This is a genomic window from Alkalihalophilus lindianensis (assembly GCF_032843265.1).
GTDB classification, from domain to species: Bacteria; Bacillota; Bacilli; order Bacillales; family Bacillaceae_D; genus Alkalihalophilus; species Alkalihalophilus lindianensis.
On sequence record NZ_JAWJBA010000001.1, the window covers coordinates 756568 to 782970 of the forward strand.

Genomic DNA, 26403 nt, shown 5'->3' on the forward strand with positions numbered 1-26403 from the left:
GGAGGCCTTCTCTCTCGTTTGTTTTTTTATGAGTCCTTATAAAAAAATCACAGCATTTGCACGCCGTTATGCAAAAGGTTCTTTAAAATTGCTTTTGTCTCCGTGATTTTTGACTTATCTCCTTGTAAAATATACTCATGTAATTCACATAAATAATAGTCAATTTCATGATATTGGACAGATTTTTTTGTTTGCGCTTCTCTTTCTTTTAAAATCGTAACATGAGTGGTATAATCAATCACTTTATTTAATACATCAATAATTTCTTTGGAGAGAATATGAACACTGACAAGCTCCATATAACGTTTATGTCTGACGAAGGTTAACAAGTTTTTTATTTCTGTATTATGGATAGTGAGGATCATCTTACCTCGGTCAAACCCCCAAAACACTCCGTATTTTAGTTCATTGACCTCCTGAACAATTTCATTCAATTGATTTTTCTTCACTTGAATAGACAGGTTGTCGAATTGATCTTTTGAGAAACGCTTCATTTTTTTCACCCCATTCAAATCGCTGATTCGAAAAGAAAATTAATTCATTCTATGCGATAATGAAGCCGATTATTAAACGAAACAATAAATTGTTTGGTTTTTTATGGGTTATAGCAGGCATTGAGATAGTATGAGCTTATAAAAAGTAAAGGGTATAAAAAAATGATGAACAGTAATGTATTCTGAATATAATTTCAAATACCGTATTAAGTTATTAAACATAGAGCTAAAACTACTAAAATATTCTGACAAGTTGTATACTAAAAGCAAGTGTTAATGAAGGGGTGAATAATCTTTTATGAAATTTCTTGTTGTTGGAGCAGGTGCAGTTGGTGGATATTTTGGTGGGAGATTACTTGAAAAAGGTGAAGATGTTACATTTTTAGTCAGATATAAACGTCAAGAGCAATTACTCGATCATGGATTAGTGATTGAAAGTGTAAATGGAGATTACACAACCACTCCCAAAACGGTAGTAGAAGGAGAAGATGGCCAATTTGATGTCGTTTTAATAAGCACGAAAGCCTACCATCTTGATCAAGCGATTGAAGCAGTTAAACCTTTCGTACATAAAGAAACAGTTATCATTCCTATGCTAAACGGGATTGATCATATCCATTCACTACAGCAAGCCTTTAATCAAGAAAGGGTTATCGGGGGATTATGCTTTATTGAATCAACAGTAAATGAGGATGGTCAGATCATACAGACGAGTAAAGCGCATCAATTTATATTTGGAGAGCTAGATGGTAAGTATTCAGACAGAGTAAAAAGAATCGAAAAAGCATTCTCAGGAGTAAATGCTTCTGTTAATGTGAGTGAGTCCATTTTACAAGAGATGTGGCATAAGTATTCATTTATTACAACGATGTCGGGTGTCACAACATTATTTAGACAACCTGTAGGACCTATTCGCAACTTGAGGGAAGGAAGCGAAGTTATTAAAGGGTTGTTTGAAGAAGTTGCCAAAGTCATGCGTGCAGAAAATGCTCCCATTGATGATGCCCTTGAAACTATTCAGTTTGATCGGTTTCTAAGTGTAGAAGCAGGGATGAAATCCTCGATGCAACGAGATATGGAAAAACAATCAGCTGTTGAAGTAGATCACTTACAAGGTTATTTATTGGAAAAAGCAAGAAAGCATCATATTGAAGTTCCCATTTTAAAGAGTGTGTATGTTAATTTAAAATTATATGAGCAACAAACCCAATAAAAGAAAGCGGACTTTCAACTAGTGAAGGTCCGCTTTTTTGATGGGGAGAGAGGGGGAGTAGTGTAATATCGCCAATGACCCATATATGACCAGCTGATACCTCTTTAATCTCCAATTAAACGATGTAAGAAGGTAGAAAAACAAACAAACATTCGCTACAATGAAGATATTAGATAATCGAGGTGGAACGGATGTTTAAACAAACGATGCAACAACTTTTAGAGGAGATTAGAACAAGCGAAGACTTCAAAGATCGAATTGTGCATTGGGAAGAGATTGAAGCGGTTGAAGCAAAGACAAAAGCCTTTCCAACGTTTATAGATGAAAAAATACAATATGCACTCCAAAAAAGAGGTATAGGCGAGTTGTATTCGCATCAGCATGAGGCTATTACACACACTCATTCGGGAGAAAATGTAACAGCGGTTACTCCGACTGCTTCAGGAAAAACACTTTGTTACAACATTCCCGTCTTGCAACAAATTCTAGACGATGATGAAAGTCGGGCTCTCTATTTATTTCCGACCAAAGCATTGGCGCAGGATCAAAAGAGTGAAATGAACGAGCTGATTGAGGAAATGGGCGTAGATGTAAAGTGTTTTACATATGATGGAGACACAGCTCCTACTATTCGTCAAGCAGTGCGAAAGGCTGGGCATATTGTGATCACAAACCCTGATATGCTCCACTCTGCCATTCTTCCTCATCATACGAAATGGGTTGCTTTCTTTGAGAATTTAAAATATGTCATTATCGATGAATTACACACTTATCGAGGTGTTTTCGGTAGTCATGTTGCCAATGTGATTCGTCGCTTAAAGCGAATTGCAGCATACTACGGAAGCTACCCTATTTTCATTTGTACCTCAGCTACCATTGCTAATCCCAAAGAACTTGCAGAGGGATTGACTGGTGTTCCCATGCGTTTAGTAGACAACAACGGCGCGCCTAGGGGGAAGAAACATTTTCTTTTCTACAACCCACCAATCGTGAATGAGGCGATGAACATCCGAAAAAGTGCAACGGTAGAAGTGAATGATTTAGCCAAACGCTTTTTAGAAAATAAAATTCAAACCATTGTTTTTGCTAAAAGTCGTGTGCGTGTAGAGATTATTTTAAGTCATTTACAAGAATTAACAAAAAAGAAAATTGAGCCAGACACAATTCGTGGATATAGAGGAGGGTATCTCCCTAAACAACGACGTGAAATAGAAAGAGGCCTACGCTCTGGGGAAATCATTGGAGTAGTTAGTACAAATGCCCTCGAACTCGGAGTGGATATCGGACAACTTCAAGTATGTATTATGACAGGATACCCTGGATCGATTGCAAGTGCTTGGCAACAGGCAGGTCGTGCGGGGCGTAGGCAAAATGAGTCCGTCATTATTATGGTCGCTGGATCTACGCCTATCGATCAATACGTCATTAATCATCCTGACTACTTTTTTGAACGGTCTCCAGAATCAGCAAGGATTAATCCAGACAATCTCGTTATTTTAGTGGACCATTTGAAATGTGCAGCCTATGAATTGCCTTTTAAAAAAGAAGAAACATTTGACGGGGTAGAAGTTGAAGATGTTTTAGAATTTTTAACGGAAGAGCAGGTTCTCCATCATCGTCAAAATAAATGGTATTGGATGAATGATGCTTTTCCGGCACACGGTATAAGCTTACGATCAGCGTCTCAAGAAAATGTCATTATTATTGATCAATCTGACGTGGCCAATCCAATAGTAATAGGAGAGATGGATCGCTTTAGTGCGATGACGTTACTGCATGATGAAGCGATTTACTTGCATCAAGGCATTCAATATCAAGTAGAATATTTAGATTGGGATGAAAAGAAGGCTTTCGTACGGGAAGTAGCAGTAGAATATTTTACCGATGCCAATCTAGCAGTTCAGTTGAAAGTATTAGAAGAGGACTTACACAAAAACAAAGAATATGCAGAGATATCGTTTGGTGATGTCATGGTCAATGCAAAGGCAACAATTTTTAAAAAGATTAAATTAACGACATTTGAAAACATTGGCTCAGGTCCAATCCATTTGCCAGAGGAAGAACTCCACACCAATGCTATGTGGTTAAGTTTCAGTGATTTTGTTGTCTCGGAATATAGTGAAGGGGCATTTGATCAAGCCTTAATCGGACTAGCTCACCTTTTTCAACATGTTGCACCCGTCTTTGTTATGTGTGACCGAAATGATTTACATGTGATCCCGCAAATGAAAGCTGACCATTCAGAAAAGCCGACGATCTTCATTTATGATCGTTATCCCGGTGGAATTGGGTTGGCAAAGGAAGTTTATCGAAATATTGACATCATCCTAGAAAATGTCGCTACATTAGTAAGATCCTGTTCGTGTGAAAATGGCTGCCCTGCTTGTGTCGGTGCATCAGGTGAAGCAGGAACTTATGTGAAGTCGACTGTGCTACGATTGGTCGGGATGCTAAAAAAACTGAGAGGGGGTTGTGATTAATGGCTTTAAAAGGAAAACTTAGTAGACTAAAAAAACATATGAATTTACAACCAAATGAAACAAGCCCTCCTCAAAATGAAGTTAAAGAAGATCTAACGGTTAGGGAAGAAGAAGTGGTGCCTTTTATAGATGAATGGAAGAACAACGCGACTGTTCCAAAATGGTTTGAAGATCAATATACGCTAATCCGTGAGGTACGTTATCCAATTGATACAAAACACGGAATCTATCATTTCTCCGAACTCAAAACTGTTGTCGAGAAATGGCAGGATTATCACATCCCGCACCCTTTATCTTCTAATGGAAGAGAGCAAAATGAACTGTTGTTTTTTGATACAGAGACCACTGGTTTAAGCAGTGGCGCTGGCAACAGAATCTTTTTATTAGGGTATGGACAAGTGACGGAGAAAGAAGTAATTGTTCGCCAATATTTCCTGCCAGGACCGGAAGCGGAAGTCGCGTTCTATCATCATTTTTTAACGGATGTTAACGACATGAAAAACTTAGTGACTTATAATGGTAAAGCTTTTGATTGGCCACAAGTAAAAACGCGTCATACCTTTGTCCGAAGTCAAGTGCCTCAATTGCCGAAATTTGGACATTACGATTTACTTCATGCAGCTAGAAGACTATGGAAGGAGCAACTACCTTCCTGTAAGCTTTCTATAGTAGAGAGTGATATTCTTGGTTTTAGTCGAGTAGAGGATACCCCTGGATATTTAGCACCTATGCTTTATTTTGATTTCCTTCAAGAACAAGATCCAGGCTTAGTGAAGGGGATCATCCAGCATCATGAATGGGATATTCTTTCATTGATTACTCTTTATGTACATATGTCTAAGCTTATCTTTAATGCGTGGGAAGAAGATTCATCCTCTTCTATCCACCCGGTTGAGAAGTATGAAATTGCGAGATGGTATAAATATTTAGGCGAGAAAGAAGCAGCCAAAAAGCTTTATGAATCAGTGAGCCTCACAACTGATCCTATACAACCTAAAGCTATTCTTGCACTTGCTCACATCAAGAAGCAACGAAAAGAGTATGAAGAGGCTTTATTGCTTTTCAATAAGTTGATTGATCAGAATGAATACTTGATTGAAAGTGCTATAGAGGTTTCTAAATTAATGGAACACCATTTTAAAGAAATTGATCAAGCTCTTGAGTATTCTACCCTAGCATATGATGCACTAACGGAAGGATTTGTCCGTAAAAATAAAAAAGAAGAAAAACTTGAAAATGAATTAATAAAAAGAAAAGAGCGTTTGAAAAGAAAGAAGAAATCGACTTAAGGAAAAAGTCAAGATCTATTTCCTGGGCAAGCGCAAAAAACGGCTTTTTTCTTCAAAATGTTACAATTGTGTGAATTGATTAATTTGTGCTCGATTCTTCAGAAAAATCAATTGTCAAGCTCATTAAAAGCAAGTAAAATATGAACTGGAAATTGAGTTGAAGAAAAGAGTGAGAAAAGTATGAGTAAAGCATTGTTGATTTTATTTTTCCTAATGATTGGATTTACCGTTTTTTTTATGAGTGAAATGAAAGACGAGGCTTCTACAAACTTGCAACAAAACAGCCCAATCTCGGTAAAAAGCGAGATAAGTGCTTAGAAATAGGTGAAACAACTAGTACACCTGTATACGTTTTTACATAGGTTAATATTGACTCACCAATAAAAGGAGGAAGTTAACCTATGAAAAAATGGAATAAGTGTCATCAACCCCCGACGTGTACAAAAGTAATGCCAGCAGTTGTTCACCCGACTAAGTGCAATGTTACTCAAAAAACATGTGAATACATTGTACCAGAAGTTCATCCAACACACACAACTCATGTTACAAACCATGTATATAAGCACGTTCACAGCTTCCCGCATACCGACTCATTTAAGCAAACAATCTCAAGTCAACAGTTTGTAGGGCACGGACCTGGTCCACAAGTTGCTGGAGCTATGATGCCGCCTCGTCCACCAATGGGAGGATACGGCCCGCAAGCTATGGGTCCTATGGCAGGAGCAAATATGGGACCTATGGGATTCGGTCCACAAGCGGGTGCAAATATGGGACCAAACATGGGACCTATGGGATTCGGTCCACAAGCAGGTGCGAATATGGCACCAAACATGGGACCTACTGCAGGAGCATATATGGGACCTATGGGCAAAGATAACGGCGGGTGCGGTTGTACCTACCGTTAATCAGGTAATAATCAACAGGGTCTAGACCACTATGGTGCTAGGCCCTGATTTCTTTCATAAGGGGTAATTAGATGATGAAAGTGTTAGCGATATCCGGCTATAAAGCTCATGAGCTAGGTATTTTCGATCAAAAACATCAAGGAATTGCCTACATAAAAAAAGCGATTGAACAAAAGCTCCGTACATTTATAGATGAGGGATTAGAATGGGTTATTATTAGTGGGCAGTTAGGTGTTGAGTTGTGGGCAGCTGAAGTTGTCTTATCTCTTAAGGAAGAATTTCCGCAATTGAAACTTTCTGTTTTAACTCCTTTTTTAAAGCAAGAGGAGCGTTGGAAAGAAGAGACCCAGCAACATTACAACTCCATTATTAACCAAGCTGATTTTGTTGACAGTATTACAAAACGCCCATATGATAGTCCAGCACAGCTTAGATTAAAAAACGAGTTTATTATTGAAAAATCACATGGGTTACTGCTTCTAGTAGATGAAGAAAAGCCAGGCTCACCAATGTACTACCTAGAACCTGCTAAAATTAAAGCAGAGCAGCAGAACTTTATTATCCACTACATTACACCCACAGATCTCGATTTACTTATACAAGATGAGCAAATGAATCACACGGATTATTAATAAGTCGAATAATTCAAATTGACAAGATAGCGAAGTTTTGAAAAAATAGAAAGAAATAACCTATAAGGTTGAACAGTCATAGAGGTGATGGGAATGAATAATCCAGAAATTCGTTTATCAGCAAAAGATATCTTAGATAAAGAATTTAAAACAAGTATGCGTGGGTATAATCCTGATGAAGTGGATAAGTTTCTTGACTCCATCATTCAAGATTATGAAGCTTATCAAAAAAGAGTTGCACAGTTGGAGAAAGAAAATCAAAAGCTTCGACAAGAGATGAAGCAATTATCTGAACGACCGCAACGTCAAACATCAACACCAAATGCAGGAAGTACGAATTATGATATTTTACAGCGCTTATCGAATTTAGAGAAAAAAGTATTCGGTAGTAAATTATACGAATAAGCGAGAGAACTTCGATAAGGGGAGAGGGAATTGATTGACATCTACATTGACGGTGCGAGTGCCGGGGACCCTGGCCCTTCAGGTGCAGGGGTTTTTATTAATTATAAAGATGGAAATGTAGAACAATTTTCCATCCCTTTAGGGAACATGTCTAATCATGAAGCAGAATATGAAGCATTAATTCATGCGCTTAAAATCTGCAAGGAAAAAGAGTTTAAACATGTTTCATTTCGAACAGATTCTCAATTGATTGATCAAGCCGTTGAGAAGCGTTATGTTAAAAATAAACGCTATGATCCCTATTTAAAGCAAGCTCTTACTTATATTGATGGCTTTGAATTGTTTTTTTTGAAGTGGATACCAAGCAAACAAAATCGTAATGCAGATCAATTAGCTAGAAAAGCGATTCAAAAGTCAAAGTAAATAATTACCCTTGATTTGCATTACGAAGATAGGTATAATTAGTTTTGTCGCTTATGACAAAAATAACTGTTCAGGTGATCGCTGCACGTTTATCGTGTAGAGGAAAGTCCATGCTCGCACTAGCTGAGATGCTAGTAGTGTTCGTGCCTAGCCAATTCATAAGCTAGGGTAGTCTGGCTTTTGCTGGACTAACGGCAAGGGAAGCACCTAAGTCTCTTGATATGGTGTGCGAACTTTGAAAGTGCCACAGTGACGGAGTCCATATGGAAACGTGTGGAGTGGAACGAGGTAAACCCCACGAGCGAGAAACCCAAAATTTGGTAGGGGCATTTTCTGAACCGGAATTGAACGGGTCAGATGAACAAGATCAATGGTCTTGTAGATAGATGATTACCACCGGAGTACGAGGTTCATCACCGCTTGTAGTACTAAGGTACAGAACATGGCTTATCGAACAGTTATCGATGACTTCATTGAGCGACATTGAGAAATCCCCCTTATAGGGGTTTTTTTCATTTATATACACAATTATAATTGTGATTTGTCAGGGCATTTAACAGAGCGTATAATAAAGACAACTGTTTATACATAAGGAGATACGGATCAATGAGTAAAGTGACATTAATAGCTACAGCTACAATGGGATTAGAAGCCCTTGTTGCACGTGAAGTAAAAGATTTAGGTTATACAGATATTAAAGTAGAAAATGGCAGAGTGGAATTTACAGCCGATGTAAGTGCCATCCCTCGCGTAAACTTATGGCTCCGTACGGCTGATCGTGTGAAGTTAAAAGTAGGAGAGTTCAAGGCATTTACCTTTGATGAGTTATTTGAAAAGACGAAAGCTCTACCTTGGGCAGATCTCATTCCTGTCCATGCAGAATTTCCGGTTATTGGTAAGTCCGTAAAATCGAAGCTTTTTAGTGTGTCAGATTGCCAGGCGATTGTTAAAAAGGCTGTTGTTGAAAGCATGAAAAAAAGGTACAAGCGTGGTTGGTTTGATGAAGATGGACCATTTTACAGAATAGAGGTTGCCCTACTTAAAGATGTAGTTACTCTCACCATTGATACAAGTGGTACAGGGCTTCATAAAAGAGGATACCGTTACTTGCATAACCAAGCACCTTTAAAAGAGACGCTTGCAGCAGCTATGGTGATGTTAACAACATGGAAGCCAGATCGCCCTTTTGCAGATCCGTTCTGTGGATCTGGTACGTTACCGATTGAAGCAGCAATGATTGGTCAAAATATCGCACCGGGCTTTAACCGAGAATTCGTATCAGAAGATTGGCATTGGATAGGAAAAGAGCATTGGAATACGGCAAGACAAGAAGTAGAAGATGTTGCTAACTACGATCAACCACTTGATATTATGGGATCTGATATTGACCATCGTAGCGTAGAACTTGCTCAAAATAATGCGATGGAAGCGGGTTTTGGTGATCTAATTACGTTTAAGCAAATGCAGGTTGGTGATTTTAGACATAAAGGTGAGTACGGTATCTTGATCGGCAACCCTTCTTACGGGGAACGTCTAGGGGAGAGAGCTGAAGTGGAAGAGATGTATCGTGATATGGGCGAGGCTTTTAAGCTTCTAGATACATGGTCTGTATATATGTTAACTTCCCATGAAGAGTTTGAAACTTTTTATGGGAAGAAGGCTAATAAGAAACGAAAGCTCTATAATGGAAATATTAAGACGGATTATTATCAATTTTTTGGACCAAGACCACCAAAAAAAGAAATGAATGATTAAAAAATAACACCATTCAAATATGAATGGTGTTATTTTTTAATCAACTATAATTTTATTATGTAAACTTATAGTTGATGAATACTTTGATATTGATTTGTATATGATATGTAATGAGAAAAAAGAAATGAGGGATAAGAATGAGCGAACCTTATAATGAACTAAAACAAGTTGAAATGGCCATTAAATCAGCTCAACGCATGGTTGGACAAGCGACTATGAGTATGGATCAAGAACAATTAGAAGCAGCAACAGATGCTGTGAACCAAGCAAAAGAACAATATAAAAGAGCAGTGTCTCATCAAACAGGTGTTGACCAAACATTTTTTGAATTCTCTGAGGAACTTTTACTAAAAGCTGATCAACAATTAAATGAAGCAAAAAAATAACCGTACTCTTATGAGTCGGTTTATTTTTTTGCTTATTCATCTTCAAAATCTGGATGGTCGATTTGTTCAAATTTCGGACTTATAAATTCAAGGTAGTCCATATCCTCGTCAAAGTGAATAGTCATACCATCTATATACCAAAAATCATCTTCGTTTACAAAGAAATCGACACCTTGTTTTGTAACAATGTAAGAAGTCTTTTGATGAAGCTCTTTAATCACGCCAACAGAAAAGCCACCAGAACCAATCCCACCAACTCTTACAAATAATCGTAATGTATCACCCTCTTTAAGAGGTATTTCATTTATATAAAATGAACTTGCAGCGTCTGTTATTGTAAGATTCATTTGTATACCTCCTATTCCATTAACACCTTATCACAAATTTCGACAAGATCCTAGAATAAATCACTGATAAGAGAAGGAAATACAGTTCGAGTGACGAATTAAAAAGAGTACGAAGAATACATAGTCTTTTAATGAAGAAGGGTGGCAATCATATGAGTGAGAGATTTAAAAAAGTAGAAGAAGATTTCTTAGCATATACGAAAAAAATGGAGGACTATGGGCAAGCGTTATCGCTACTTGCCTGGGATGCAAGAACAGGAGCTCCGAAGAAAGGAATCCAACAACGTTCTGAGGTCATTGGTACGTTATCATCAGATCTTTTTCAACTCTCAACATCTGAGGAGATGGCAGGGTATTTAGGAGAGTTACGTGAAGAGTCAGCGCAAGAGCATTTATCAGAAATCACAAAAAAGAGTGTCGCTGAATGCCATAAAGAGTTTGAACGTAACTTAAAGATTCCTAAAGATGAATACAAGGAATATGTGATGCTCCAATCACAATCAGAGTCTGTATGGGAAGAAGCGAAAAACAAAGCTGATTTTGAGATGTTTAGACCGAACTTAGAAAAACTTGTTGAATTTAAAAAGCGTTTTGTCGGTTATTTGGGTCATAATGGAAATCCGTACAATACATTGTTAGATGATTTCGAGCCAGGTGTGTTTGTCGATACGATCGACAAAGTATTTGGAGAACTTCGAGACCAATTAATACCTTTAGTAAAAGGGGTAACGGAATCAGGCCATCAACCACGAACGGACTTCTTATTTGAGAAATTTCCTCGTGAGAACCAGCAAGCGTTAAGTAAAGATATTCTGAAGGAAATTGGATATGACTTTGGTGCAGGGCGACTTGATGAGACAGTTCATCCATTTGCAATCGGCATCAACCCTAATGATGTACGAGTGACAACAAAATACAATGAAGATGATTTTCGCGTATCTTTATTTGGAACAATTCACGAAGGGGGACATGCCCTCTATGAACAAAACATCTCACAAGATTTAATTGGAACACCTTTATGCAGTGGAACATCAATGGGAATTCATGAGTCTCAGTCTCTTTTCTGGGAGAAGTTTGTTGGGAAAAATTTTGGGTTCTGGGAGCGAAACTATGATCTTCTTAAAAAAAATTCATCTGGACAATTTGATGATATTTCATTAGATGACTTTTATTTTGCGGTGAACCAATCAAAGCCATCTTTAATTCGTATTGAAAGTGATGAGTTGACGTATTGCCTGCATATCATTCTTCGTTATGAACTTGAAAAAGCGTTGATGCAGGGAGAGATAGAGGTGAGAGATTTACCTCATCTATGGAATGAAAAGATGGAAGAGTATTTAGGTATTAAGCCTGAACATGATGGAGAAGGGGTCTTGCAAGATGTTCACTGGTCATTCGGGGCTTTTGGATACTTCCCGTCCTATGCACTAGGTTACATTTACTCAGCCCAATTAAAAGAGGCATTGGTTAAAGATCTACCAAGCTTTGATGAATTAATCAGAACGGGTGATTATGCACCCATTCGTCAATGGATGACCGATCATGTTCATCAATACGGAAAAATGAAAAAGCCAGCTGGAATTATTAAAGATATTACAGGCGGTGGCATTGATTCGAAACCGCTTGTTCGTTATTTAGAAGAAAAATACCGTCGTTTATATAAGTTTTAATCGTTTAAGACTGTGCAAACAAAATGCACAGTCTTTTTTCAACATTGCCTCTATTAATTTCAATTACTGTACTCTTTTTAAAATTATAATACAAATACCTAAACAAATGATATACAAGATGAATAGAATGAACCAAGATTTCCTATACTTGTGCTAGAGGTGATAAGTAAATGGATGTGGTGATTTTTCAACCAAGAAAAGAACCAACCTATTCACAATTAGACGATCCTAAGCAAATAGAAGAATTAATAGGTGGACCTTTTACGGAGTTTAAATATAAAAAAAGTGGAAATGAATACAAAGCATTTTGTCATCACGAAGCATGGAGAAAGCATCGTGATGAAGTTGCTGCAGTATATGGAACCGTGGTATTAAGCTCATCTACAACATCTACTTTAAAAGAAAAAGACAGAAGCTTGTTAATTGATCACGGATTAGAAATTGAGAACTGGGAATTGAATTAACTTGAAACTTATGACTACAATTAATCGTTCTATATATAAAAGAAAGAGCGGAGGCGATTAATTGAAAGCTTTACTCAGGCCATTACTTTTAATGATGATCGTATTGTTAGCAGCAGCTTGTACAAACGAAATTGAAAAAGATCCATCAAAAACTAATGAACCTTATATTACTGGAAAGATCACCGATAAGGCTGATCAATCTATTCTAGTTGCGGATGAAATTTACTTTAGTATAGATAATGAGACGGTCATTATAAATGAGCTGGGTCAAACAATCGAACATTCTGATTTATCAGTTGGACATACAGTCGTCGTTTGGACCAATGCTCCGGTGATGGAATCTTTCCCAGCTCAAGGATATGCTGAAAAAATAGAAAAACAAGGAGTCGACTAACCAGCGCCTTGTTTTTTTTCATTTGATTTTCTTGTAAAGTGAAATGGGAGATACAGCAAGGTAAACATAGCCAGTGCGATTAGTTCTAATTGGAGTATGTACCAAGGGTGAGGGCCTAGAAAATCTAACAAACTAGCACCTTCAGGCTTATAAGCTAAGAACATATAATTAGCTCCCGTCAATATATTAATCAGATATACAACAGCCGCTAAACCGTTTAAAACAACAAAGGATTTTACGACTGATCTCATGGTTACACGGTATTTTTCCACCCACACCATATAAAGAATAGAAAGAATAATTCCTATATGAGCAATAAAAAAATGTAAAAATCGATAATGCGGGAAACCATAAAATAAATCTGGGGTGAGGATTGCTTGTAGTGCACCAGCCAATCCAAAAAAATAGACGACTTCAAAAACCCACTTCTTATTAGTCAGTAACATATAGATACAAAAGAACAAGCTAATTGTACAAAGGTGAAAAGGAAGGTTATAACGAATATCCCAAGTTCCTATACTTACAGTCCAAACAAAAAGACTAATCTCAGAAACGATAAGGAGGATCAGAAGTCCAGTTCGCATATTTGTTCCCATATAGCTTTTATTCCGACGTATATAAAGCCATACTGTTAAAATAAAAAAGATCATAATCACCACTAAATGATCGATTGATAAGAAAATCGGATAATCTAGATAGTGACCTGGTGCAAAATATTTATCGTACAAGCGTTATCACCTCGACTTAATCTAAACCATTCTCTGTATACTATAGAACGAATGTCGATACTTTATACAGCCGGATACTTAAGAAATCGATAATCGTTGAATCGCTTCTTGTCTTGCATGGTCTTGAACATGAGCATACACTTGTGTCGTTGCAACAGACTCGTGACCAAGCAAACTTTGAACTGTCAATACATCGACTCCATTTGAAACAAGGGCTGTCGCAAAGCTATGTCTTAATTTATGAGCGGTAATATCTTTATGACGAAGAAACTGATATTGCTCTTTTGCTCGCTTTAATTGTCGTTGAATCATTTTTTGTAAAGCACTAATGGTAACTCCTTTTGAGTATTGCTGTACTTGAAAATCATAGCCTACAAATAGAAAATCTTCCCCCCCGCTCGGACGGTATTTTATCGGCAAGGAATTGAGATAATGGTTGATTACATCTACCGTTTCCACTGAAAGAGGAATTCTGCGCTCCTTATTGCCTTTCCCTCGAACCTTAATTGCTTTTTCGACCTCATCAACATCTTTCATTTTTAAATTCGCTAATTCAGATATTCTTAGACCTGAACTAAGTAAAAGATAGATGACAGCATAATCACGTTCAACTAATTTATTGGCATAACGTAATTGGCGTCTAGATAAATGGGAAGTATCACGAATGGTCTTTAGTAGAAGCTGGGCTTCAGAAAGAGTTAGAAAAACAGGTTCTCTTTTTCCGATTTTTGGTCGTTCAACACCAATCACTGGATTAATCGAAGTTTCACCTTTTTTAACAAGATAATCAAATAATGATTGCAGAGCAGACACTTTACGGTTAATCGTCCTCGGTTCATTTTCCATTTCAAGAGCAAGATAGGAGATATAATACTCAATGGCACCTTTTTCAATTTGTAAAAAATCTTTAAGTGAAACCTCAGATGCTAGAAAGCTACGATCTTCTGAAACCCGCTCAACATATTGAAAGAAATAATGATAGTCATATATGTATCGTTGAATCGTTTGTTTCGAATACCCTAACGAAATTCTACTCACTAAATATTGTTGAATAAATGGAGGAAGTAGATCAATTTTACGATATTGCGCTCTAATTGCCGCCGTGAGAACATCTGTTTGTCTTTCGGCGTTTTTATGTAAATCATTTAATTTTGCAAAGAATGACATAGTATTCACCTCATTACTAGTTTATCGTAAAATATACGTTCTGTGAAATGTTGATTTCATGGAACGTAGATAAAATAGTTTGGTATGAATTGCTAAGAGTTATTGACAACCTTCCTTATAGATTGTTAACTTAATATATAACTCGGTTGACATAAATGACAGAGAGAAACTAAGGAAGGTGAAACAATGCAAAGTGAACATACATACTACAGTGTCAGAATGAGAGCTGCCAAAGGGGATTCTCATAAGAACGGAGGAAAACATATCTCGGGCGGAGAGGTGATCGCTACATTCAGTGAGCTTGAATCTTCTATTGCAAGATTAGTAGAAAAAGGACTCACTCATTCGCGGGGTAAACCTGAGTTTATGAATGTTGAATTTGAAAAGATTGAACAATCTGTTGAGCATGTTGCCCCATTAGCTGTTCACACTAATTCTGTTACTACCATTGAACGAGGGCAAGCGACCGCTCGATCTTTATTAACAGAAGCTGGCGTGCACCATAACGTGATTAATAAGTCTTACCAAGTACTATCACAAATCTCCGAACTACGGGGAGCGGTCTTAATCGATGTTCACACTGGCCAAAGACTAGATGACCCTGCCAAAAATGGGGTGAGAGTGTCACGGATGGATTGGCCTTGGAATAATTTTGAAAGCTGGGCTAAAACCTATCATCTTCCACAAAACAACAGAATGAAAGAAGCACTAGTTTTAGCAACAAAAGTCATTCATCACCCTGCAACAACCGCTGAACTATGCTGGTCAGATGATCCTGATTACATTACTGGATATGTGGCGAACCGAGCTCTTGGCTATCAGCGGATTACTCAGCTTAAGGAATTAGGGGACGAAAAAGGCTGCCGTATTTTCTATGTTGATCCAACAAAGGTCGAAAATCTTGATGCCTATATCAACTATTTAACGAGGCAGCCAGTATTTATTCACTGGGAAAAAGAGCAGGTGATAAATGATGAGTCTAGATCATTTCCTGGCACAACAGCTAACTGATACAAAGAAAGCAGGATTATATCGAACGTTCCGAACGATGGAATCAGCTCCGAAACGAACGAATAGAATCGATGGAGTCGAGCAACTAGTCTTTTCATCAAATAATTACTTAGGATTAGCAGCAGATAAAAGGCTTGCTGATGCAGCAAAATTGGCCATAGAAGAGTTTGGTACAGGCAGTTCTGGCTCTAGGTTAACAACAGGAAATACAACTTGGCACCAAAAGCTTGAAACGAAACTAGCTTCTTTCAAACAAACAGAGGCTGCATTATTATTTTCTAGCGGTTACTTAGCTAATATAGGCGTTCTATCAAGTATACCTAAACAAGGAGATCTCATTTTAAGCGACGAGTTAAACCATGCAAGCCTAATCGATGGGTGCCGATTATCAAAGGCAGACAAAGTCATATACCCTCATCTTCACATGGAAACACTCGAAAAGCAGTTAAAGGAGAACATGCAGTATAATCGCCGCTTCATTGTCACGGATGGTGTGTTCAGTATGGATGGTACCATTGCTCCTCTAGTTGAGATGAGAAGATTAGCCGATAAATACGAAGCATATATCATTGTAGATGATGCCCATGGTACGGGGGTTGTTGGTGAAAGTGGACGAGGAACAAGTGAACACTTTGGCGTGTTAAGTGATGTCATTATCGGTACTTTAAGTAAGGCAGTAGGTTGCGAAGGTGGATTTGTAGCTGGTTCAAGCATATTAATTGATTATTTAAAAAATCATGCAAGAAGTTTTATCTTTCAAACATCTATTCCGCAAGCGAGCTGCGCCTCTGCTTATACGGCTTTAGAAATAATGGATTCAGATAAAGGGCACTTAGAACGATTACGGTCATTATCTGCTCAAGTTCGGAGCGGGTTAACAAACTTAGGGTTCAATATCCGCGGAGATGAGACTCCTATTATTCCCGTTATGATTGGTGAGGCGGATAAAGCGTTTTTATTTGCAGAAAGACTTCAAGCAAAAGGAATCTTCGCGCCTGCCATTCGACCTCCTACCGTGCCAGAAGGTGAAAGCCGCATCCGCTTAACGGTAACAGCTGAGCATCAAAAAAGAGATATTGAACACTTGTTACAAAGCTTCTATTTAATAGGTAGAGATATGAAAGTGATTGGTAGAGAAAAGAACTTTGTATAAAAGGAGGAGGGACAGCATGAATATCGTTAGCCGAACCAAGGAAAAACAGATTCGTCTAAAAAGAGAGGATTTTATGGAAAATCCGTATCCCTTGTATGAAAGCTTACGTGGAATAAGCCCCATTTATAAGGGAAGTATGTTAAAACAACCTGGCTGGTTTGTTACGGGGTATAAAGAAGCTGCCCTTATCCTCAAAGAACCATCATTTTTTACTCGCATTCCCTTGCCTCGGTCTACAGAGAAATATGGACATCTCAAAAGAGCCCAAAGCAAGATGATGCTCTACATGAATAACCACGATCACCGCAAGCTCCGCCTACTAGTGAATAAAGGATTCACACCCAAACAAGTAGAAGAGTTTAAGCCCTTAATAGAGAAAATCACTCATTCCTTGCTAGATGAGCTCATTGTAAAAAAAGAATTTGATGTTGTATCAGAGTTTGCTTTTCCGCTTACAAGCCTAGTCATTGCAACCATTTTAGGCGTTCCTGAAGAAGACCGGAAACGCTTTAGAGTATGGGCTAGTGCGTTACTTCAATCGATTGATTTTTCGAGATCACATAAAACACTTGAAGAAAGTGATCGCTTAATAGGGGAACTTAACGATTACTTTACATTAGTAATCGACAAGAAGAGAAAAAAACCCTGTAATGACCTTATCAGCAAGCTGATTAAAGAAGAAGACAAGATAACGAACGAAGAATTAATTGCTACTTCCATTTTACTCGTTATAGCCGGGCATGAGACGACTGTTAACTTAATTAGTAACACGGTATTAGCTTTTGCCAAGCATCCTGCCCAATGGGAGCTTTTAAAGAGTGATTCTTCCTTAGTCGCCCCTTCGATCGAAGAAGTATTAAGATATGAGAGTCCTACACAATTGACAGCCAGGGTTGCGATGAAAGATACAGAAATCGCTGGCCATCAACTGACGAGCGGTGATCAAATCTATCTTATGCTGGGAGCGGCTAATCGAGATCCTGAAGTATTTGAGAAGCCAAATGAATTTATCATTTCAAGAAAGAGTATTCCGCACCTCTCTTTTGGAATGGGTGCACATTTTTGTTTAGGTTCCACACTTGCCAGGTTGGAAGCGCAGGCTGCTTTAGCTGCTCTTTTACAACGTTTAAACACATACGAACTCGTTAGTAATCAAATCAAATGGCGAAAATTGATGGGCTTTCGTTCCCTTGAACAACTAAGGATCAAAACGTTTAACACATCAAAATAGTTCTCTTTGTCTATAGAGCTGCTAAATGGTAGAATCATAGGCAATGGAGGGGATAGTTGTGCGTTTTTACAATTTGAATATTTCACATATTTTAATGATAAGTCCAATGTATAGGGAATTAAAACAACTAATTGAAAATGAGAAACTGGTACAATGCTTTCGTTTTAAATCTGAAGAAGAGGTCACTGACGCTGACTTAGATTGGGCAGATGCTATTGCCACCTTTAACAGTCAAGCAGACTTTGACTACAGTAAAGTAAAGTGGGTTCATTCGCTGGGGGCTGGCGTAGATCGTTTCTTACATAATAAGAGTTGGGATGAGGGTGTTCTATTAACAAGGACGATTTGTTCGTTTGGTCAAAGGATAGCCCAATATACTTTAAGCTATATCTTACAAGACCTACAGCAACACCATCTATTTGCAGAGGATAGTAACAAGAAAATCTGGGAGCCACGAACTCCTATATTAATGAAAGATAAGAAAGCTGTTATATATGGAACAGGGGAAATTGGTCAAGAGACGGCCAGAGTTTTATCGCTGTTTGGTATGGATGTGTACGGTGTGTCTCGCAGCGGTCGACAAAAAGATTTTTTCACAAAAGTATTTGCGATAAATGAACATCAAAGCGAATTAAAGGATGTCGGATATATCATTAACACCTTGCCGCTTACAACAGAGACTGAATTCTTATTTGATGAACACTTATTCTCCTGTTTCACACAAGCAGGTTTTATTAATGTGGGAAGAGGGGCTTCAGTGGATGAAGAGGCACTCCTTCTAGCAATCGACAAGGGCACTTTACGGTTTGCTGTTCTCGATGTGTTCCGTGAAGAGCCGCTTCCTTCTGGGCACCCTTTTTGGGATCATCCTAAGATCATAATTACTCCTCATATATCCGCCGTGACCACTCCGGACGAGGCTGTATCATGTTTTATTGATACGCTTTTTAACATTGAGCAAAACAAAGAGCTGCTGAATCAAGTCGATATTAAAAATGGGTATTGACGAGTTACTTTTAATATATTGGCATAAAAATTGCATTGAATATAGTGGCAGGATTCGTTGTCGTTTTGTCGAATGAATCTACTATTAAGAAACTGTTGGTATAGTTGTTTTAACAACATGAAGGAGGACATTAGTCATGAGAGAAGTCGTTATTGTAAGTGCAGCACGTACACCAGTTGGAACATTTGGAGGTGCCCTTTCAAGTGTACCAGCAGTGGACCTTGGAGCAGTTGCTGCAAAGGAAGCTATAAAACGTGCCAACATCCAACCAGAGGATATTGATGAAGTACTAATTGGTAATATCTTATCAGCAGGTCTAGGTCAAAACGTTGCTCGTCAAGTAGCCATCTATGCGGGCTTACCTGAAATCACTCCAGCCTTAGCGATCAACAAACTATGTGGATCTGGTTTACGTACGGTGAGCATGGGTGCTCAGTTTATCGCTTTAGGGGATGCAGATGTCATCCTTGCAGGTGGTGTTGAAAACATGAGTCAAGCACCATATGTGATGCCAAATGCTCGTTGGGGTCAACGTATGGGCGATGGCAAATTAGTTGATACCATGATCTATGATGCACTAACAGATAAATTCAACAACATTCATATGGGTGTGACAGCTGAGAATATCGCTGAAAGATGGGAATTAACGCGTGAAATGCAAGATGAGTTTGCTCTTCGTAGTCAACAACGTGCTGAAAAAGCTCAAAAAGCAGGCTTATTTGCTGAGGAGATTGTGCCAGTACCAGTACCACAACGTAAAGGTGAGCCAGTCATAGTTGATACTGATGAACATCCAAAGCACGGCTTAACAATGGAGAAACTTGCGAAGCTTCGTCCTGCATTTAAAAAAGACGGAACCGTTACAGCTGCGAATGCATCAGGTATCAATGATGGTGCAGCAATGGTCGTCTTAATGGCAAAAGAGAAAGCTGAAGAATTAGGAATTGAGCCACTAGCGACGATTAAATCGTATGGTAACGCAGCACTTGACCCTAAAATCATGGGGTATGGTCCTGTACCAGCTACGAAAAAAGCGTTAGCTAAAGCTGGTCTTTCTGTTGAAGATCTTGATCTTATTGAAGCGAATGAAGCTTTCGCTGCTCAATCACTTGCAGTAGTGAAAGATTTGGGACTTGATCCAGAGAAAGTCAATGTAAATGGTGGAGCCATTGCGCTTGGTCATCCGGTAGGAGCCTCAGGTACGCGTGTACTTGTTACTCTTTTACATGAAATGAAACGTCGCGATGCAAAGCGTGGTCTTGCTACATTATGTATTGGTGGCGGACAAGGAACGGCACTTATCGTAGAACGTCCATAATGATATGATTTAAAGAGAGCTCTGATATGAGCTCTCTTTTTTTATGATATACTACTCTTTAATAAACACTGAGCGAGGGATTGCAACATGAATATGAAAGAATTTGTGGGAGCCATTGAAAGGTCTTACGAACAAATGGAAGCCATCATACGTGCCCTTCCGTTTGGAGCCATTCTTACAGACACTCACCAAACAATCTTGTTTCATAACGATACGATTCAAAAAATGTTAAAGAAAACAGAAGAGGAAATAAACGGACAAGTTTTAACGAGCTATATTGATAACAGCTTAGTCAAGGGAATTGCTGAAGGAACTAACATTCATGTAACCCTTCATCAACGCACCTTCGTTCTAAGAAAAGAACATACAACCATTAACGGTGTTATTCATTATGTGTATTTAATCTCTTCTATCAAAGGTTTAGAAGAGCTTCTCTCAACAAATAGAGAAAAAACAGAACTCTTAGAAACGGTTATGGAGTTTGCATTTGATGGTATCGTGATCGTTGATAAAAATGGCTATATCACGATGCTAAGTAAAGAGTATGCGGATTTTTTAAACGTAAAAGCAGAAGACGTCATCGGAAAGCACGCAACCGAAGTGATTGAAAATACACGAATGCATATCGTGGCAAAAACAGGAAAACCGGAAATTGCTGATCTTCAGCGGATCAAGGGAGATTACATGATAGCCACTCGCTTACCCATTATAAAAAATGGTGAGATCACAGGGGCTGTCGGACGAGTCTTGTTTCAAAACGTAGGTGGTTTTAATTCACTGTATAAACGAGTGAAACTAATGGAAACAGAGCTTAAGAAATACAAGGGCGAATTTCGCGAGCAAAACAAAGCAACCTATACCTTTCATCATATTATAGGAGAAAGCGAGTCCATTCTGCGAGCAAAGCATCAGGCTGAACGTGCAGCAAATAGTGATTCAAATGTTTTATTACTTGGAGAAAGCGGGACAGGAAAAGAACTATTTGCACATGCGATACACAATGCAGGCAAACGCGCCCCTGGCTCATTCGTAAAAGTCAATTGCGCGGCCATTCCACCAGATCTACTTGAGTCAGAATTATTTGGGTATGAAGAAGGCTCATTTACCGGAGCTAAAAAAGGTGGAAAAAAAGGAAAGTTTGAAGCAGCTGATGGCGGGACAATATTCCTTGATGAAATCGGTGAGCTTCCTCTTCATATGCAAGTGAAGTTTTTACGCGTCCTTCAAGAAAAAGAAGTAGAAAAAATAGGCTCGACAACAAGTAAACCCATTGATGTACGAGTGATTGCGGCCACTAACCGCGACCTTGAGGAGATGGTTCATAAAGGTGAATTCCGACTTGATCTCTATTATCGTTTGAACGTAGTCGCGATTCACATTCCGCCACTCAGAGAACGCGAGCAAGACTTAGTACAATTATGTAATCATTTCACTGAAAAGCTCAGTCCCATTATGAAAAAAAGGGTGGAAGGTATTTCAAAAGAAGCTCAAAGGCTCCTCAATCAGTATCGTTGGCCAGGTAATATTCGTGAGCTTGAAAATGTGATTGAACGAGCAATGAATATGCTTGATGAGACATGGATCAAACCTATTCATCTCCCTGCCAAATTAACAGAACAAGCGACTGGGAAAGTAATCGAACCACTTGCCATTTCGATTGAAAAGGCTGAAAAGACAGCCATTATGAATGCATTGACCCAAACAAAAGGAAATCGTTCAAAGGCGGCTTCACTATTAGGTATTAGTCGCTCTACATTTTATGAGAAGTTAACTAAACACCAACTTTAAAACACCTTGCTTACGGCGGCAAGGTGTTTTAGTAGATAGCAGGAATAATAATGGCCAAAAGAATAGTCACTGTCTGCTTTTATGGACAAGATAAGTAGCTATATCTAATTATGTCCGAAATTCAGTACTTAAATAAGTAGATACTGTCCGTACAATCGTACATTTTAGGTGAACACCACAAACCGAATGGTTAATTATGGATGCAAGGACAAATGAAACCGCATACTTTCGTTCTTAATTTTAAAATTAAAAGTTGGCACACCTCTTGCATATATAAGTCTATGTACTTTTCTTTATGTAAGGTAGAGAAAGCGTATTCATAGATGTTGTAGGAGGGAAAGGTATGATTAATAAAGTAAAATCAGCAGAAGAAGCCGTTAAAATGATTCAAAATGGATCAACGGTTGCAACCGGAGGGTTCGTTGGGAATGGACACCCTGAAGCATTAACTTCTGCGCTCGAGCAGCGCTTCTTAAAGGAACAAAAGCCACAAGACTTAACACTAATGTATGCTGCAGGACAAGGTGACGGAAAAGAAAAAGGCTTAAATCACCTAGGTCATGAAACATTAGTATCTCGTGTTGTTGGAGGACACTGGGGACTTGCTCCAAAACTTCAAAAGCTAGCAATTGATAACAAAATTAAAGCGTATAACTTCCCGCAAGGAGTTATTTCACACTTGTTCCGTGATATTGCAGCTGGTAAACCTGGTACTCTCACTCATGTTGGCTTGAAAACATTTGTTGACCCACGTAACCAAGGTGGAAAATTAAACGAAAGCACAACTGAAGATTTAGTATCACTAATGGAGATTGCTGGACAAGATTATCTTTTCTATAAGACACTTCCTGTACATGTAGCATTAATCCGTGGTTCTCATGCAGATGAAGCGGGTAACTTAACTCTTCATAAAGAAGCAGGAACACTAGAGATCTTATCTATGGCGCAAGCAGCTAAAAACTCTGGTGGTATTGTCATTGCCCAAGTTGAGAAAGTCGTTGCTAAAGGAAGTCTTGACCCTCGTTTGGTTAAAGTACCTGGTATCTTGATTGATGCGGTTGTTATTGCAGAGCCAGAACAACATATGCAAACTTTTGCTGAACAATATAACCCATCTTATTGTGGCGAAATCAAAGCGGTTAATCGTGATTTACCTACACTTAAACTAGATGAGCGCAAAGTTATTGCTCGTCGTTCTGCGATGGAACTAGAACCATATGCTGTGACAAACCTTGGTATTGGTATGCCTGAAGGAGTGTCAATGGTGGCGAATGAAGAAGGTGTTGACCATCTTATTAATTTGACAGTAGAATCAGGTCCTATTGGCGGGATTCCAGCTGGTGGTATGAGCTTCGGTGCATCTATTAACCCTGAATGTATCGTTGATCAACCTTACCAATTTGACTTTTATGATGGCGGCGGATTAGATGTTGCCTTCCTCGGCCTTGCTCAACTAGATGGGAACGGGAATGTAAACGTTAGTAAGTTTGGACCTAAAATTGCTGGGGCAGGTGGTTTCATCAACATCACTCAAAATGCTAAACGCGTTGTATTCTGTGGAACATTTACAGCAGGCGGATTAGGTATTGAGGTGAAAGATGCTAAACTCACTATCGCTAAAGAAGGTAAAATCAAAAAGTTCTTAGCAGATGTTGAACATATTACCTTTAGTGGAGAATATGCAAACGAAACTGGACAAACCATTCTTTATATCACAGAACGTGCGGTATTTGAACTTGGACCTGATGGTGTTGTTTTAACAGAAATCGCTCCTGGTGTTGATCTTGATCGCGATGTACTAGATCAAATGGAATTTAAGCCAGTTATTTCTGAAAATCTAAAAACGATGGATGAACGAATTTTCCGTGATGAGAAAATGGGCCTTGAGCTTACTAACGGAAAAGCTGTTCTTTCTAAATAATCACTAAGGGGGAGAAAGAATGTTAGGTATCGTATTAGGTCTAATATTATTAATGTATCTTGCATACCGTGGTTGGTCGATCATTTGGGTTGCGCCAATTACTGCCGGGGTTGTCGCTATTTTTGGAGGACTTGATCTTCTAGATGCATATAAAAACACTTACATGGAAGGTTTCGTTAATTTTGCGAAACTATGGTTCCCAGTATTTATGCTTGGTGCAATCTTTGGTAAACTAATGGAGGATACTGGATCTGCTAGTTCAGTAGCTTCTATGATTACTAAAGTAATTGGTAAGCAACGAGCGATTTTAGGGGTAATTGTAGCTTGTGCTGTATTAACGTATGGGGGAGTAAGTTTATTCGTTGTAGTATTTGCGGTTTACCCACTTGCTATTGCATTATTCCGTGAAGCTAACATTACACGTCGATTAATTCCTGGTACCGTTGCTCTAGGTGCATTCACCTTTACAATGACGGCGGTTCCTGGTACACCACAAATCCAAAACCTTATCCCAACAGAGTACTACGGGACAACGGCTATGGCTGCCCCGTTCATGGGGATTATTGCTGCTCTAGTAATGGGTGTAGGTGGATATGTCTACTTAACGTGGAGAGAAAAACAAACACGCGCTGCCGGAGAATTCTACACGGAGCCAAAGGATCAAGATATTAAAGAGATTGATGAAGCTAAACTTCCAAATCCAATTCTCTCATTCTTACCATTAATTGCGGTTATCTTTACGTTAAACGTCTTTAACTGGGATATTGTCGTTTCTTTAATTACGGGTATTCTGATGATTATTGCCTTTAACTTTAAGATGATTAAGAAATTTACTGATTCTGTTAACAAAGGGGCGAGTGGTTCTGTTATTGCTATTGTTAACACGAGTGCTGCCGTTGGTTTCGGAGCGGTCGTTCGTGCAGTTCCTGGTTTTGAGAAACTTACAGACTTTGTTATGGGTATTCAAGGAAGTCCACTTATTTCACAAGCTGTAGCGATTAATATTTTAGCTGGTTCAACTGGATCGGCCTCTGGTGGTATGGGAATTGCCCTTGAAGCATTAGGCGATCGTTACATGCAATTAGCTACTCAAACGGGTATTGATCCTGAAGCGTTCCACCGTGTTGCATCGATTTCTTCAGGTGGTCTAGATACATTACCTCATAATGGGGCAGTGTTAACTCTATTAACAATCACAGGTATGTCGCATAAAGATTCCTATAAAGATATTTTTGTGGTAGGGTGTGCGATTCCAGTTTTAAGTGTGATTGTTGCGATTATTGTTGGCTCGATTGGTATTATTTAATTTAAACTTTTAACGATTATTAGGAGGTACAAACATGAAATTACAAGATAAAGTAGCGATTATTACAGGTGCAGGCCGTGGAATCGGTGAAGCAACAGCGTTCAAATTTGCAAAAGAAGGTGCAAAAATTGTTGTAGCTGACATGAATGAAGAAGAAATTAACGCAACGGTTGCAGCTGTTAAAGAATTAGGTGCAGAAGCGACTGGTTTTGTAGTGAATGTAACAAAGCGTGAAGAAGTGAAGAATTTATTCGCTCACACAGTTGAAACGTTCGGTCGCGTAGATGTGGTAGTGAATAATGCTGGAATCACTGCAGATGCTCAACTTCTAAAAATGACTGAGGAGCAATGGGATCGTGTAATCGATGTTAACCTTAAAGGGGTATTCATGGTTTCTCAAGAAGCGGCAACTATCATGAAAGAACAAAAAGGTGGCGTCATCTTAAATGCATCTTCTATCGTTGGTTCATTTGGTAACTTCGGTCAAACAAATTACGCTGCAACAAAGTGGGGCGTTAACGGTATGACTAAAACATGGGCGAAAGAACTTGGTCGTTTCAACGTTCGAGTAAACGCCATTGCTCCCGGCTTTATCCTTACGCCAATGACGGCAAAAATGCCTGAAAAAGTGTTAGACATGATGAAAGATAAGTCTGTACTAAACGATTTAGGAACACCAGAAGATATCGCAAATGGTTATGCGTTTCTTGCATCTGATGAAGCTCGCTTCATTACAGGTACAATCCTTAGCATTGACGGCGGCGTTGTCATCTAAATCTTCTTAAAACCAGCTACTTTAACCGGTAGCTGGTTTTATTTTTCTTTAACAGGAAAGAAAAACCTTTCATCTTTCAGAATAGTTCGTCATAATAGAGTGAGAGAGCGAGTAATGATGATAAGATCGGAGTCAATCTTTT

26 protein-coding genes and 1 other RNA gene are annotated in these 26403 nt (G+C 38.6%); 23 read left to right on the plus strand and 4 right to left on the minus strand.

From position 1 onward, the window contains the following. Window positions 1-47: 47 nt before the first annotated feature. A complete protein-coding gene (locus RYX56_RS04160) occupies window positions 48-494 on the minus strand; it encodes a YkzI domain-containing protein (protein WP_317120874.1) in 447 nt (148 codons plus the stop codon). A gap of 298 nt (window positions 495-792) precedes the next feature. Here RYX56_RS04160 and RYX56_RS04165 point away from each other — a divergent pair, with 298 nt between their 5' ends. The 11 genes from RYX56_RS04165 (at window position 793) to RYX56_RS04215 (ending at window position 9982) form a co-directional block, all read left to right on the plus strand. Beyond that, entirely contained in the window at window positions 793-1707 is a 915-nt protein-coding gene (locus tag RYX56_RS04165) for a ketopantoate reductase family protein (protein WP_317120875.1), read from the plus strand. A 191-nt stretch (window positions 1708-1898) separates the two neighbouring features. Next, window positions 1899-4187 (plus strand): DEAD/DEAH box helicase, encoded by a 2289-nt coding sequence (locus tag RYX56_RS04170; protein ID WP_317120876.1) that lies wholly within the window; start codon window positions 1899-1901, stop codon window positions 4185-4187. After that, complete coding sequence (locus RYX56_RS04175) at window positions 4187-5476, plus strand: ribonuclease H-like domain-containing protein (protein WP_317120877.1); 1290 nt, start codon at window positions 4187-4189, stop codon at window positions 5474-5476. The genes RYX56_RS04170 and RYX56_RS04175 overlap by 1 nt, the downstream gene beginning before the upstream one ends. Window positions 5477-5656: 180 nt before the next feature. Then, a complete protein-coding gene (locus tag RYX56_RS04180) occupies window positions 5657-5794 on the plus strand; it encodes a hypothetical protein (protein ID WP_317120878.1) in 138 nt (45 codons plus the stop codon). Between the two features lie 83 nt (window positions 5795-5877). Beyond that, the gene (locus tag RYX56_RS04185; protein ID WP_317120879.1) at window positions 5878-6381 is read left to right on the plus strand and encodes a spore coat protein; all 504 of its coding nucleotides are present in this window, start codon (window positions 5878-5880) and stop codon (window positions 6379-6381) included. Window positions 6382-6455: 74 nt separating this feature from the next. Then, a complete protein-coding gene (locus RYX56_RS04190) occupies window positions 6456-7013 on the plus strand; it encodes an SLOG family protein (protein ID WP_317121303.1) in 558 nt (185 codons plus the stop codon). A gap of 93 nt (window positions 7014-7106) precedes the next feature. Beyond that, window positions 7107-7418, plus strand: coding sequence for a cell division regulator GpsB (gpsB, locus tag RYX56_RS04195; protein WP_317120880.1), 312 nt, complete (start codon window positions 7107-7109; stop codon window positions 7416-7418). Window positions 7419-7448: 30 nt separating this feature from the next. After that, window positions 7449-7841, plus strand: coding sequence for a reverse transcriptase-like protein (locus RYX56_RS04200; protein ID WP_317120881.1), 393 nt, complete (start codon window positions 7449-7451; stop codon window positions 7839-7841). A gap of 66 nt (window positions 7842-7907) precedes the next feature. Beyond that, an RNA gene (rnpB, locus tag RYX56_RS04205) (RNase P RNA component class B) lies at window positions 7908-8296 on the plus strand. 151 nt (window positions 8297-8447) lie between these two features. After that, a complete protein-coding gene (locus RYX56_RS04210) occupies window positions 8448-9596 on the plus strand; it encodes a THUMP domain-containing class I SAM-dependent RNA methyltransferase (RefSeq protein WP_317120882.1) in 1149 nt (382 codons plus the stop codon). Window positions 9597-9733: 137 nt separating this feature from the next. Further along, window positions 9734-9982 carry a DUF2564 family protein gene (locus RYX56_RS04215; RefSeq protein WP_317120883.1) on the plus strand — a complete coding sequence of 83 codons (249 nt, stop codon included), beginning with the start codon at window positions 9734-9736 and terminating at the stop codon, window positions 9980-9982. Window positions 9983-10014: 32 nt separating this feature from the next. Here RYX56_RS04215 and RYX56_RS04220 read toward each other — a convergent pair whose 3' ends face one another. Then, the gene (locus RYX56_RS04220) at window positions 10015-10329 is read right to left on the minus strand and encodes a HesB/YadR/YfhF family protein (RefSeq protein WP_317120884.1); all 315 of its coding nucleotides are present in this window, start codon (window positions 10327-10329) and stop codon (window positions 10015-10017) included. A 152-nt stretch (window positions 10330-10481) separates the two neighbouring features. Here RYX56_RS04220 and RYX56_RS04225 point away from each other — a divergent pair, with 152 nt between their 5' ends. The 3 genes from RYX56_RS04225 to RYX56_RS04235 all read left to right on the plus strand — a co-directional run bounded on the left by RYX56_RS04225 (window position 10482) and on the right by RYX56_RS04235 (window position 12857). Beyond that, the gene (locus RYX56_RS04225; RefSeq protein WP_317120885.1) at window positions 10482-11999 is read left to right on the plus strand and encodes a carboxypeptidase M32; all 1518 of its coding nucleotides are present in this window, start codon (window positions 10482-10484) and stop codon (window positions 11997-11999) included. 170 nt (window positions 12000-12169) lie between these two features. Continuing rightward, window positions 12170-12463 (plus strand): hypothetical protein, encoded by a 294-nt coding sequence (locus RYX56_RS04230; protein WP_317120886.1) that lies wholly within the window; start codon window positions 12170-12172, stop codon window positions 12461-12463. A gap of 61 nt (window positions 12464-12524) precedes the next feature. Continuing rightward, window positions 12525-12857 (plus strand): DUF3221 domain-containing protein, encoded by a 333-nt coding sequence (locus tag RYX56_RS04235; RefSeq protein WP_317120887.1) that lies wholly within the window; start codon window positions 12525-12527, stop codon window positions 12855-12857. On the opposite strand, the gene RYX56_RS04240 is transcribed toward RYX56_RS04235, so the two are convergent. Both RYX56_RS04240 and RYX56_RS04245 read right to left on the minus strand, forming a co-directional pair. Continuing rightward, entirely contained in the window at window positions 12854-13585 is a 732-nt protein-coding gene (locus RYX56_RS04240) for a YwaF family protein (protein ID WP_317120888.1), read from the minus strand. The genes RYX56_RS04235 and RYX56_RS04240 overlap by 4 nt on opposite strands. Window positions 13586-13663: 78 nt before the next feature. Next, window positions 13664-14752 carry a tyrosine-type recombinase/integrase gene (locus RYX56_RS04245; protein WP_317120889.1) on the minus strand — a complete coding sequence of 363 codons (1089 nt, stop codon included), beginning with the start codon at window positions 14750-14752 and terminating at the stop codon, window positions 13664-13666. A gap of 186 nt (window positions 14753-14938) precedes the next feature. Between RYX56_RS04245 and bioW the strand changes: the two genes are divergently transcribed. The 9 genes from bioW to fabG all read left to right on the plus strand — a co-directional run bounded on the left by bioW (window position 14939) and on the right by fabG (window position 26261). Continuing rightward, entirely contained in the window at window positions 14939-15763 is an 825-nt protein-coding gene (gene bioW / locus RYX56_RS04250; RefSeq protein WP_317120890.1) for a 6-carboxyhexanoate--CoA ligase, read from the plus strand. Beyond that, window positions 15726-16916 carry an 8-amino-7-oxononanoate synthase gene (bioF, locus tag RYX56_RS04255; protein WP_317121304.1) on the plus strand — a complete coding sequence of 397 codons (1191 nt, stop codon included), beginning with the start codon at window positions 15726-15728 and terminating at the stop codon, window positions 16914-16916. Before bioW ends, bioF begins: the two co-directional genes overlap by 38 nt. Window positions 16917-16932: 16 nt before the next feature. After that, window positions 16933-18147 carry a cytochrome P450 gene (locus tag RYX56_RS04260; RefSeq protein WP_317120891.1) on the plus strand — a complete coding sequence of 405 codons (1215 nt, stop codon included), beginning with the start codon at window positions 16933-16935 and terminating at the stop codon, window positions 18145-18147. A gap of 58 nt (window positions 18148-18205) precedes the next feature. Continuing rightward, window positions 18206-19153 (plus strand): D-2-hydroxyacid dehydrogenase, encoded by a 948-nt coding sequence (locus RYX56_RS04265; RefSeq protein WP_317120892.1) that lies wholly within the window; start codon window positions 18206-18208, stop codon window positions 19151-19153. A gap of 136 nt (window positions 19154-19289) precedes the next feature. Next, the gene (locus RYX56_RS04270; protein ID WP_317120893.1) at window positions 19290-20471 is read left to right on the plus strand and encodes an acetyl-CoA C-acetyltransferase; all 1182 of its coding nucleotides are present in this window, start codon (window positions 19290-19292) and stop codon (window positions 20469-20471) included. A gap of 87 nt (window positions 20472-20558) precedes the next feature. Continuing rightward, a complete protein-coding gene (locus RYX56_RS04275) occupies window positions 20559-22259 on the plus strand; it encodes a sigma 54-interacting transcriptional regulator (protein WP_317120894.1) in 1701 nt (566 codons plus the stop codon). Between the two features lie 343 nt (window positions 22260-22602). Further along, window positions 22603-24180, plus strand: coding sequence for an acyl CoA:acetate/3-ketoacid CoA transferase (locus tag RYX56_RS04280; protein ID WP_317120895.1), 1578 nt, complete (start codon window positions 22603-22605; stop codon window positions 24178-24180). A gap of 19 nt (window positions 24181-24199) precedes the next feature. Further along, window positions 24200-25486: a GntP family permease gene (locus tag RYX56_RS04285; RefSeq protein WP_317120896.1), complete on the plus strand. Its 1287-nt coding sequence runs from the start codon at window positions 24200-24202 to the stop codon at window positions 25484-25486. 34 nt (window positions 25487-25520) lie between these two features. Beyond that, window positions 25521-26261, plus strand: a complete 741-nt coding sequence (fabG, locus tag RYX56_RS04290) for a 3-oxoacyl-[acyl-carrier-protein] reductase (RefSeq protein ID WP_317120897.1) — start codon at window positions 25521-25523, stop codon at window positions 26259-26261. Window positions 26262-26403: the final 142 nt, after the last annotated feature.